Here is a 12,121-nt window from a genome sequence, read left to right on the forward strand (position 1 = left end):
CGGCCTACAAGGACTGCGGCTTAATCCTACTGATATGTCCTACGTGGTTTTACACTCTGTCGAATCAGTTGAAAGAAATGCAGAAATAACCCAGTTGCGGATCCCGCCCCATCGTTGGCACCCGTGACACGAAAATGCCCTCTACAAGGCCGAGTTCCGGCAGTTCCAGCGCGCATAAACCGTCGACGAACTCGGTCGGCACCAGGCTGTTGAATTCGAGGCAGAAGGGCATGCGTTCGCTGTAGCGGGTTTTCGCCGCGGGGACTTCATCAAGCTGCTCGATCCGAATCGGCAATGCCGTGCCATCGGGCAGGTGCAGCGTGCGTTGCTGTCCGAGCAACGGCTGGACGTGTTGAATCTGAACCGCTTGCAGCATGGTCTGACTCCAGTGAAAAAAGAACGGCCGGGGGCCGTGAAGCCCCCGGCGTTTGATCAGTTGCGCGACGGGAACAGGCCGTTCAGGGCAACGCTGAAGTTGAGGACCAGGGCCGGGTTCAAGACTTGCAGTGGCTGACTGCCGCCGGTGGAGGAAATGTCCCCGGTGACGGTAGTGGTCACACCCTTGAGCGGCACCGGTGTGGCGCCTTGGGCGTCGGAGTAAATGTTCGCCGAACCCGGGCCGCCGCCGGACGCGCCGATGTACGAGTTGGTGGCGGTCGGCACGGTCGCCGGATTGCTGGCGGGTACTGCCAGCGACAAGGCCGTGTTGGCGGTGAGGCCGGTCATTGCGTGGGTGTGGTTGGGCATGTTGGCGATGGTGGCGGTGACGCTTTCGGTGCCGTACACCTGACCGATGACGCGCGGCGTCAGGCCCAGTCCGGTGCCTTGTGCGACGGCCACGCGACCTTGCAGGTTGGGCAGTTGAAAGTTGGTCGTGCCATTGCCGCCGTAGTAGGTGCCCAGCAACGCGAACAACGCCTGGTATTGCGAGACGCCCAGGGTTTGCCCGTTGCACAACGCCCAGCCATTGGGGGCGAAGTTGAAGGCGAACGGTTGAATCGTACCCATAAAGACTTCCATGGTTCCTCATCCTTCTGTTGTGTGGTCGGCGCGCCGCGCGGTCGCCCTTGTTGTCGGGCCGGTCGAAACGTTTTTGCTGACTCCTTCCTTTTGCGCGGGCAGGTCACGCCAAGCCGTAGCGTAGACCCGGATCGACGGACTTGCCGGACGTCGTCACGGCCGCGCGTCGACTTCGGCGCTGGCCTACAGTGTTCGCAGTCAATGACGCAAATCGTGTTCGCAAAAAACGCTGAGGGGAGGTTGATGGAGGTCCTTCGCGAGACGCCGCTGGGGGATACCCAGGATCCGTTCGCCGCACCGAATGCCGGTGTCCGGCGCCTGTTGCGCTGGGCGCGCGAGCACTGGCTGATACCGATCCTGCTGCTGGCCACCGTGGTGCGCTTTTATGACCTGACCGCTGCCGCGATCTGGGGTGATGAAGGTTCGAGCCTGCTGCTGGCGCGCTATTCGCTGGGCGGAATCTGGGAGCACGCCGCGTTCGACGTGCATCCGCCGCTGTACTTCATGTTGCTGCACGGCTGGATCGGCGTGTTCGGTGACGGCCTCCTGGCCATTCGAAGTTTCAGTGCGCTGGCCGGCATCGCCACGGTCGGGCTCGGCGTGAGCCTGGTCGACCGGCTGGCCACCCGCCGCGCCGCAATCATCGCCGGGGTGTTGCTGGCGCTGCTGCCGACGGCGGTGCGCTACAGCCAGGAAGTGCGCATGTACGCATTGCTTGGCTTGCTGCTGATCGGCGCGACGCTGGTGCTGGTCAAGTGGATCCGGCGTCCGCAGCGTCACCGCTATCTGCTGATCTACGCGTTGCTGATGACCGCTGCGCTGTACACCCATTATTTCGCGGTGCTGGCGGCGCTGAGCCATTGGCTGTATCTGGGGTTGATCCGCCTGTTGCCGGGTTATCGCCTGAAGCATCTCCAGCGCAAGGACTGGTGGCTGGCCAATCTGGCCATCGTCGTGCTCTACCTGCCGTGGTTGCCGAACCTGATTGACCTGCTGCAACACATGGACGCGCTCAAGGCCGGCGGCGATGTGGGCTGGGAAGATCCGGTGACCCTGTCTTCGCTGCCGTCGATGATCTGGCTGTGGCTGATCCAGGATGAGGGCGAGCAGCTTCCGTTGCTGCTGTTCGGCGGTGTGCCGCTGGCCTTGCTGGTGCTGGCGGCTGTCGCCGTCGCCCGGGATCGCAGCGTGAACCATGGCAGCGTCCTGCTGGCGGTCTACACCGGCGTGCCGTTGTTGCTGGTGTTCGCCGTGTCCTTCGTCACGCCGGTGTTCATCGAGCGTTACCTGACTGCCTACGCGCTGGGGCTGCCGATGCTGGCGGCGCTGGCCATCGACCGTCTCTACACCAGCGTGCGCGTGCTGGCGGTGGCGGTGCTGCTGTCGCTGGTCGGGGTCGAGATGATCGGGGTGAACAACAACGCCACGGTCGACCGCAATGACCAGTTCAACGTCATGGTCGATTACGTCAACCGCCACTTCGCCAGCGGCGACCGGATCGTCACCAGCGACATGCTCTGGTACCTCAGTTACGTCTATTACAACCGCACTGGCGCCGAAGTCCGGCTGTTTACACCGCCCACCGCCGAGGGGCGCTCGACTCGCCCGAACCACTACGGCTTCGGCACGCTGGTGTCCGATGAGGTTTATCTGGATCGACTGAGCGAGCTGCCGAAGGACAGTGCCCGGGTCTGGTTGATCGGTGATCTGGACGTGGATGTACCCGATCCATTCCTGCCCTTGCCTGCGACCTGGCAATTGCGGGATCAGGTGCAGGCAGGTGGCGCGAAAGCGCGCCTTTTTTCGTTGCAGACGCCCAATGGATCGGGAGAAAACTGACTTAAACGGTTCATCATTTTATTCGCGATAAGGACGAAATTTTTAAGTCCGTTTTGCTCTGTTTTGATATCAAAACACTACTAGTCGAAAGGGTATTGTTGGACTACGCTCGTCGGACAAAGGGACTTACAAATACGGTGAAGGGATTGCAGCAGTTCCACTTTATCTCCGGCTTGCCGCGCTCAGGTTCTACCCTCCTTTCTGCGATCCTTCTGCAGAACCCGCGTTTTCATGCCGGTATGACGAGTCCGGTCGGCGCGCTGTTCTCCGGGGTCCTTGAACAATGCAGCGCTGGCAGCGAATTCGGCGCGGTGATCGACACCGACATGCGCCGCCGCCTGTTGCGCGGCCTGTTCGATTCCTACTACGCCGACAAGGCCGACAAACCGGTGGTGTTCGACACCAACCGCCAGTGGTCTGCGCGACTGCCGGCCATCAACGACCTGTTTCCTCAAGCCAAAGTCATTGCCTGTGTGCGCAACGTCGCCTGGGTGATGGACAGCCTCGAGCGGCTGTACCGCGCCAATCCTTTCGAAAACACCAAGCTGTTCGGCGATGCGGTCGAGCGCAACACGGTCTATAGCCGCTGCGAAACCCTGGCCCAGCGCAATCGTCTGGTGGGTTTTGCCTGGGCGGCGCTCAAGGAAGCCTATTACGGCGAGCACGCCGATTCGCTGCTGATCGTCGATTACGACCTGCTGACCCAGGCCCCGGAGCGGGTGCTGCGGCTGGTCTACGACTTCATCGGCGAACCCTGGTTCGAGCACGATTTCGAGCACCTGGCCTACGACGCGCCGGAGTTCGACCAGGCCCTGGGCGTGGCTGGCCTGCACAAGGTCAAACCCAAGGTCGCCCTGCAGTCGCGGCGCACGATTCTGCCGCCGGACCTGTTCAAGCAATACGCCGATTTGTCTTTCTGGCTCGATGGCTCAGCCAGCGCCGCCAATGTCATTCGTATGAAGTCCGACGCCGCGATCAGCTGATCGCGGCGTTTTTCATTGATGCGTCAACAACTGTGTTCGAGTCCGGGTGAGCAACATGTGGTGGAGCAAGCAGAAGTCGCGGGTTACCGAAGGCCAACGGACGCTGGCGGCGCCCATGATCATGTCGCTGGAACCGCGCATGCTGTTCGACGGCGCCGTCGCGGCCACCGTGGCCGACACCGCCGCCCAGGCTGACAGCCATGCCACCGCCGATGCCGCGAAAGCGCCGGCTGCCGATCACCCGAGCGCCAGCAAGGACACCCACGGCCAGGCCGATGCCACGCCCGCCGCCAGCCCGGTCGCGGTGCCGGGGCAGAGCGTGGTGTTCGTCGATTCCCGGGTCAAGGATGCCGACAGCCTGCTCAAAGGCGTGGCTCCCGGCACGCAAGTGGTCAAGCTCGATGCCGGCAAGGACGGTTTGCAGCAGATCGCCGATTACCTCGACCAGCATCAGGGCGTGAGTTCGGTGCAGATCATCGCCCACGGCAACGCCGGTGACCTGTGGCTGGGCAACAGTTATCTGTCGGCCGACAACGTCGCCCAGCGCAGCGCGATCCTGGCGGAAATCGGCAAGGACATGAACGCGGGCGGCGACATTCTGATCTACGGCTGCTACACCGCCGAAGGCGATCGTGGCCTGAGCTTCGTCGACTCGCTGGCGCAATTGACCGGCCGCGACGTGGCCGCTTCGAACAACCGCACCGGGGTAGGCGGCGACTGGGATCTGGAGATCGCCACCGGCAACATCGAAAGTGCCAACGTGCTGTCGACCCAGGCGATGAGCGAATACCAGTGGGGCTTGGCTACCTGGACCGCCACCAACAATGCGAATACCGGGGTCGGTTCGCTGCGCGCAGCGCTGGCGTCGGCGCAGAACGGCGACATCGTGACCTTCAGCAGCGGCATGACGGTGCAGCTCACCTCGGAATTGCTGATCAACAAGAACATCACCGTCGATGGTGACCTGAACAACGACGGGGTTGCCGACGTCACGCTCGATGGCCAATACCGGACCCGAGTGGTGGAAATCACCTCTGGCAGCACGGTGACCCTGGATGGTCTGGTCATCACCCGGGGCCTGGTCTCGGGCAACGGTGGCAATGGCGGCTACGGCGCAACCGGCGCCATGGGCGGCGGGATTTTCAACGCCGGCATCCTGACCCTGAACAACGTTTCGGTCACCGGCAACGCGGCGGCGGGCGGTGGCGGCGGCGGTGGTGTCACCGGTGCATTTTACGGCGGTGGCGGCGGCGGTGGCGGTGGTCTTGGCGGTCAGGGTGGCGGCCATGGCGGCACGGCCGGGCCGGGCACCGGCACCCTCGGCGGGCAGGCCGGCAGCGGCGGTGTCGGCGGTTACGGCGGCGGCTTCGATGCTATTAGCATGGGCGGGCGCGGTGGCACCAGCACGGGCGGTACCGGTGGCCAGGGCGTTTCCGACTACAGCAACGGCGGCAATGGCGGCACGGCCAGCAATGGCACGATTTCCATCGGCGGCGGCGGTGGCGGCGCAGGCTGGGACAAGGTCGGCGGCGCGGGCGGCAATGCCGCCGGCGGCATTTACAACGCCTCGACCGGCACCCTGAAAATCGTCGGCACTTCGGTGATCAGCAACAACCTCGGCGCCGGTGGCGGCGGCGGTGGTGGTGGCGGTTTGGGCAGCAACGCTTCCAACGGCGGCATTGCCGGACGCGGCGTCGGCGCGATCTGGAACCAGGGCGGCACGGTGCTGATCACCGCCGCCAACTTCGCCACCATCAGCGGCAACGCCGCCGGCAGCGGTGCCGGTGGTGTGGCACTGGGCGGCGGCACGAACGGTACGTCACCGACCGCCGTTGCGGCGATCTTCAACAACGGCGGCACGCTCAACACCGCCTACGTGGAACCGCCGACCGCGACCATCGTGATGTCGGACACCGCGCTGAAAATCGGCGAAACCTCGCTGGTGACCATCACCTTCAGCCGGGCGGTCACCGGGTTTACCAACGCCGACCTGACCATCGCCAACGGCACGCTGACATCGGTCAGCAGCAGCGACGGCGGCCTGACATGGACCGCGACTTTCACACCGACCAACAGCATTACCGACAGCACCAACCTGATCACCCTCGACAACACCGGAGTGACCGCCATCAGCGACGGCGTGGCGGGCGTCGGCACGACCAGTTCGGTCAATTACGCGATCGATACCGCACGGCCGACCGTGACTATCGTGATGTCCGACACGGCGTTGAAGATCGGCGATACCTCGCTGGTGACCTTTACTTTCAGCGAGGCGGTGACCGGCTTCACCAACGCCGACCTGACCATCGCCAACGGCACGCTGAGCGCCGTGAGCAGCAGCGACGGCGGCATCACCTGGACCGGAACGTTCACCCCGACGGCCAGCATCACCGACACCACCAACCTGATCTCCCTGGACAAGACCGGTATCGCTGACCTGGCGGGCAACGCCGGCAGCGGAACGACTGATTCGGCCAATTACGTGATCGATACCGTGCGGCCGACGGCGACCATTGTGGTTGCCGACACCAGTCTGGCAGTGGGTGAAACGTCGCTGGTGACCATCACCTTCAGCGAAGCGGTCAGCGGCTTCACCACCGCCGACATGACAGTGGCCAACGGCACCCTGACCGGCCTGAGCAGCAGCGACGGCGGCATAACCTGGACCGCCACGCTGACGCCGACCGCCAGCATCACTGACACCACCAACCTGGTCACCCTGGATAACACCGGGGTCGTCGATCTGGCCGGCAACGCCGGCAGTGGCACCACCAATTCCAACAATTACGCGATCGACACCGCGCGTCCGACCGCGACCATCGTGGTGGCGGACACCGCGCTGAAAATCGGCGAGACCTCGCTGGTGACCATCACCTTCAGCGAAGCGATCACCGGTTTCACCAACGCCGACCTGACGATTGCCAACGGCACATTGACGGCGGTCAGCAGCAGCGACGGCGGCATCACCTGGACGGCGACGTTCACGCCGACCGCCAGCATCACCGACGCGACCAACCTGATCACGCTGAACAATACCGGCATCGCGGATCTGAACGGCAACGCCGGCAGCGGCACCACCGACTCCAACAACTACGCCATCGATACCGTGCGCCCGACCGCGACCATTGTAGTGGCCGACAACAACCTGCGGATCGGTGAAACCTCGCTGGTGACCATCACTTTCAGCGAAGCGGTCAGCGGTTTCACCAACGCCGACCTGACGGTCGCCAACGGCACGTTGAGCGCGGTGAGCAGCAGCGACGGCGGCATCACCTGGACCGCGACGTTCACCCCGAGCGCCAGCATCACCGACACCAGCAACCTGATTACGCTGGACAACACCGGCATCGTCGACCTGTCGGGCAACGCCGGCAGCGGCACCACCGATTCCAACAACTACGCCATCGACACCCAGCGTCCGACCGCGACCATCGTGGTCGCCGACAGCAACCTCAGCGCCGGTGAAACCTCGCTGGTGACCTTCACCTTCAGCGAAGCGGTGAGCGGTTTCACCAACGCCGACCTGACGATTGCCAACGGCACCCTGACGGCGGTCAGCAGCAGCGACGGCGGCATCACCTGGACGGCAACATTCACGCCGAACGTGGGTGTCAACGATGCGACCAACCTGATCACGCTGGCCAACACCGGCATCGCCGACCTTTCAGGCAACGCCGGCAGCGGCACGACCAACTCCAACAACTACACCATCGACACCGTGCTGCCGACCGCGACCATCATCATTGCCGACAACGCGCTGAAAATCGGCGAAACCTCGCTGGTGACGATTACCTTCAGCGAGGCGGTGACCGGTTTCACCAACGCCGACCTGACCATCGCCAACGGCACCTTGTCAGCCGTGAGCAGCAGCGACGGCGGCATCACCTGGACGGCGACCTTCACGCCGACCTCCAGTATCACCGACGCGACCAACCTGATCACTCTGGACAATTCAGGCGTACAAAACCTTTCCGGTAATGCCGGCAGCGGCACCACTGACTCGAACAATTACGCGATTGATACTGTGCGTCCGACTGCCACCATCGTGGTCGCCGACACTGCCCTTGGTATCGGTCAAACCACCTTGGTGACCATCACCTTCAGCGAGGCGGTGAGCGGATTCACCAACGCCGACCTGACCATCGCCAACGGCACGTTGAGCGCGGTGAGCAGCAGCGATGGTGGCATCACCTGGACCGCGACGTTCACGCCGAGCGCCAGCATCACCGACACCACCAACCTGATTACCCTGGACAATACCGGCATCGTCGACCTGGCGGGCAACGCCGGCAGCGGTATCACCGATTCGAACAATTACGCGATTGATACGGTACGGCCGACCGCGACCATCGTGGTCGCCGACAGCAACCTCAGCGCCGGTGAAACCTCACTGGTGACCATCACCTTCAGTGAAGCGGTGACCGGATTCACCAACGCGGACCTGACGATTGCCAACGGCACGTTGAGCGCAGTGAGCAGCAGCGACGGCGGCATTACCTGGACGGCGACCTTCACGCCGACCGCGGGCATCAATGACGCCACCAATCTGATCACCTTGGCCAACACCGGTATCGCCGACCTGGCGGGCAACGCTGGCAGCGGCACGACCAACTCCAACAACTACAGCATCGACACTGTGCTGCCGACCGCGACCATCATCGTGGCCGACCCCAGTCTGAAGATCGGTGAAACCTCGCTGGTGACGATTACCTTCAGCGAGGCGGTGACCGGCTTCACCAACGCCGACCTGACCATCGCCAACGGCACGTTGAGCGCAGTGAGCAGCAGTGACGGCGGCATCACCTGGACGGCGACATTCACACCGACGACCAGCATCACCGACGCCACCAACCTGATCACTCTGGACAACTCCGGCGTGCAGAACCTGTCGGGCAACGCCGGCAGCGGCACCACCGATTCGAACAATTACTCGATCGATACCGTGCGTCCGACCGCCACCATTGTGGTCGCCGACACAGCCCTTGGCGTCGGCCAGACTACGCTGGTGACCATCACCTTCAGCGAAGCGGTGACCGGTTTCACCAACGCCGACCTGACCATCGCCAACGGTACGCTGAGCGCTGTCAGCAGCAGCGACGGCGGCATCACCTGGACGGCAACTTTCACCCCGGCGGCGGGTATCACCGACACGACCAACCTGATCACGCTGGACAACACCGGCATTGCCGACCTGGCGGGCAACGCCGGCAGCGGTACCACCGACTCCAACAACTACGCGGTCGACAGCCAGCGTCCAACGGCGACCATCGTGCTGTCCGACAGCGCCCTCAGTGCTGGCGAAACCTCGCTGGTGACCATCACCTTCAGCGAGGCGGTGACCGGTTTCGACAATTCCGACCTGAGCGTCGCCAACGGCACCCTGAGCAATGTTTCGTCGAGTGACGGCGGCATCACCTGGACGGCAACGTTCACGCCGAACGTGGGCGTCAACGATGCGACCAACCTGATTGTCCTGAACAACACCGGCATCGCCGACCTGGCCGGCAACAGCGGTACCGGCACCACCAGCTCGCCGAACTACACCATCGACACCGTGCTGCCGACCGCGACCATCATCATTGCCGACAACTCGCTGAAAATCGGCGAGACCTCGCTGGTGACCATTACCTTCAGCGAGGCGGTGACCGGTTTCACCAACGCTGACCTGACGATTGCCAACGGCACGCTCAGCGCGGTCAGCAGCAGCGACGGCGGCATTACCTGGACGGCGACCTTCACGCCGACCACCAACATCACCGACGCCACCAACCTGATCACGCTGGACAACGCCGGCGTGCAGAATCTGTCGGGCAACGCGGGCAGCGGCACCACTGATTCGAATAATTACTCGATCGACACTCAGCGTCCGACGGCGACCATCGTGGTCGCCGACACAGCCTTGGGCGTCGGTCAGACTACGTTGGTGACCATCACCTTCAGCGAAGCGGTGACCGGGTTCACCAATGCCGATCTGATCATCGCCAACGGCACGCTCAGCGCGGTGAGCAGCAGCGACGGCGGCATCACCTGGACGGCGACGTTCACGCCGGCGGCGGGCATCACCGACACCACTAATCTGATCACCCTGGACAACACCGGCGTCGCCGATCTGGCGGGCAACGCTGGCAGCGGCACTACCGATTCCAACAACTATGCGGTCGACAGTCAGCGTCCGACGGCGACCATCGTCATGACCGACAGCGACCTGCGGCCCGGCGAAACCGCGCAGGTGACCATCACCTTCAGCGAGGCGGTCACCGGTTTCGACAATTCCGACCTGAGCGTCTCCAACGGCACCCTGAGCAACGTTTCGTCGAGCGACGGCGGCATCACCTGGACGGCTACCTTCACGCCGAACATCGGCGTCACCGACCTCACCAACCTGATCGTCCTGAACAACACCGGCATCACCGACCTGGCCGGCAACACCGGCACCGGCACCACCAGTTCGGCCAACTATCAGGTACAGACCCAGGTGCCGACCGCCACCATCGTGGTCGCTGACACTTCGCTGAAGGCCGGGGAAACCTCGCTGGTGACCATCACCTTCAACGAAGCGGTCAGCGGTTTCGACAACAGCGACCTGACCATCGCCAACGGCACATTGAGCAATGTCAGCAGCAGCGACGGCGGTATCACCTGGACCGCGACCTTCACCCCAACCAACAACATCACCGACAGCAGCAACCTGATCACCCTGAACAACGCCGGGGTGGCCAACCTGTCGGGCAACAGTGGCGTCGGCACCACCGATTCCAACAACTTCGCCATCGACACCGCGCTGCCGACCGCCACCATCGTGGTCGCCGACAATCGCCTGGGCATCGGTGAAACCACCACCGTGACCATCACCTTCAGCGAAGCGGTGAGCGGGTTCGACCTGTCGGACATCAGCGTCGCCAACGGTTCGCTGTCGAACCTGACCAGCAGCGACGGCGGCGTGACCTGGACCGCGACTTTCACGCCGACAACCAACGTCAACGACCCGACCAACCTGATCCTGATCGACACCGCCGGTGTCCAGGATCTGGCCGGCAACCTCGGGGCGAGCATCGCCATCTCCAACAACTACATCCTCGATGCAACCCGACCGACGGTGAACATCGTGGTCGCCAATCCGAATCTGGGCATCGGCCAGAGCACCACGGTGACCTTCACCTTCAGCGAGGCGGTGAGCAATTTCGATCTGTCCGACCTGAGCGTGACCAACGGTGACCTGAGCAACCTGACCAGCAGCGACGGCGGCAAGACCTGGACCGCGACTTTCACGCCGACCTCGAATGTCACCGACCCGAGCAACTTCATTGCGCTGGACACCAGCAATGTCACCGACCTTGCGGGCAACGCCGGCAGCACGGTGGCGGTGTCGAACAACTACACCCTCGACAGCGAACGGCCGACCGCCACGGTGGTGATCGCCAACCCGAACCTGGGCGTCGGTCAGACCTCGCAGGTGATCATCACCTTCAATGAAGCGGTGAGCGGTTTCGACCTGTCGGACCTCAGCGTGGCCAACGGCACCTTGTCCAACCTGAGCAGCAGCGACGGTGGCAAGACCTGGACGGCGACCCTGACGCCGAACGCCAACGTCAACAGCGCCAGCAATGCGATCAGCATCAACACCGCCGGGGTCAGCGACCTGTCGGGCAACAGCGGCAGCGGCGTCAGCAGCTCCGGCAATTATGTGATCAACACGGTGCCGGCGGTGACGCCGACTTCGCCGTTGATCATCGTGACGCCGGATCCGGAATTCCGCAGCAGCGATCCGGTCGCTCCGCCGCCACCGCCGAATGTTCCGCTGCAGCCGATCGTTTTCACAGCGCCCACCGGCGACCTCGGTTCGCCGCTGACTTTCGCGCCGTTGTTCGAGCAACGGGTGATCGGCAACGGCATCCGTCCACTGGGGGATATTTTCATCAACCGCGGTGCGCTGAGCCCGAGCTTCATTGCCCAGGTTTTCAGCAGCAGCGACAACCTGGGTGACGGTTCCGGTCATGGCTTCCTCGGGTTTGGTGGCGGTGATGGCGGGGTGTTCGGCAGCAGCACGCTGTCGAGCCTGTTCAATCAGGACAGCAGCGCCGAGCGTGATTCGCTGAACGCCTTCGGCAGCCAGTCGATCAAGGGCGGTGATATTTCCCAGGGCCTGCGCGGTGTGTTCGGCGCGCCGACCCTGGGCCAGCAACTGCAACAGATCAAGGACAGCGAGCAGCACCGGGTCGACAACCTGGCGGCAGCACTGCAACAGGTCGGCATCAGCGAAATGCCGGCCTGACAACACA

Annotated in this window: 5 protein-coding genes; 3 read left to right on the forward strand and 2 right to left on the reverse strand. The window is 63.4% G+C overall.

Annotated elements, in window-relative coordinates; translation table 11 throughout:
- Positions 1-64 precede the first annotated feature (64 nt).
- Positions 65-376 carry a DUF6916 family protein gene (locus AC1RT4_RS27110; RefSeq protein WP_493089140.1) on the reverse strand — a complete coding sequence of 104 codons (312 nt, stop codon included), beginning with the start codon at positions 374-376 and terminating at the stop codon, positions 65-67.
- A gap of 56 nt (positions 377-432) precedes the next feature.
- Positions 433-1,020, reverse strand: coding sequence for a phage tail protein (locus AC1RT4_RS27115; RefSeq protein ID WP_493089142.1), 588 nt, complete (start codon positions 1,018-1,020; stop codon positions 433-435).
- Between the two features lie 243 nt (positions 1,021-1,263).
- Between AC1RT4_RS27115 and AC1RT4_RS27120 the strand changes: the two genes are divergently transcribed.
- From AC1RT4_RS27120 to AC1RT4_RS27130, 3 genes are all read left to right on the forward strand, one after another.
- Positions 1,264-2,859 (forward strand): glycosyltransferase family 39 protein, encoded by a 1,596-nt coding sequence (locus AC1RT4_RS27120; protein WP_493089144.1) that lies wholly within the window; start codon positions 1,264-1,266, stop codon positions 2,857-2,859.
- Positions 2,860-2,996: 137 nt separating this feature from the next.
- Positions 2,997-3,842, forward strand: coding sequence for a sulfotransferase family protein (locus AC1RT4_RS27125; protein ID WP_011331872.1), 846 nt, complete (start codon positions 2,997-2,999; stop codon positions 3,840-3,842).
- A 55-nt stretch (positions 3,843-3,897) separates the two neighbouring features.
- The gene (locus AC1RT4_RS27130) at positions 3,898-12,114 is read left to right on the forward strand and encodes an Ig-like domain-containing protein (protein ID WP_493089146.1); all 8,217 of its coding nucleotides are present in this window, start codon (positions 3,898-3,900) and stop codon (positions 12,112-12,114) included.
- The last annotated feature ends 7 nt before the right edge of the window (positions 12,115-12,121 follow it).

Source organism: Pseudomonas sp. GW821-FHT11D10 (assembly GCF_058808435.1).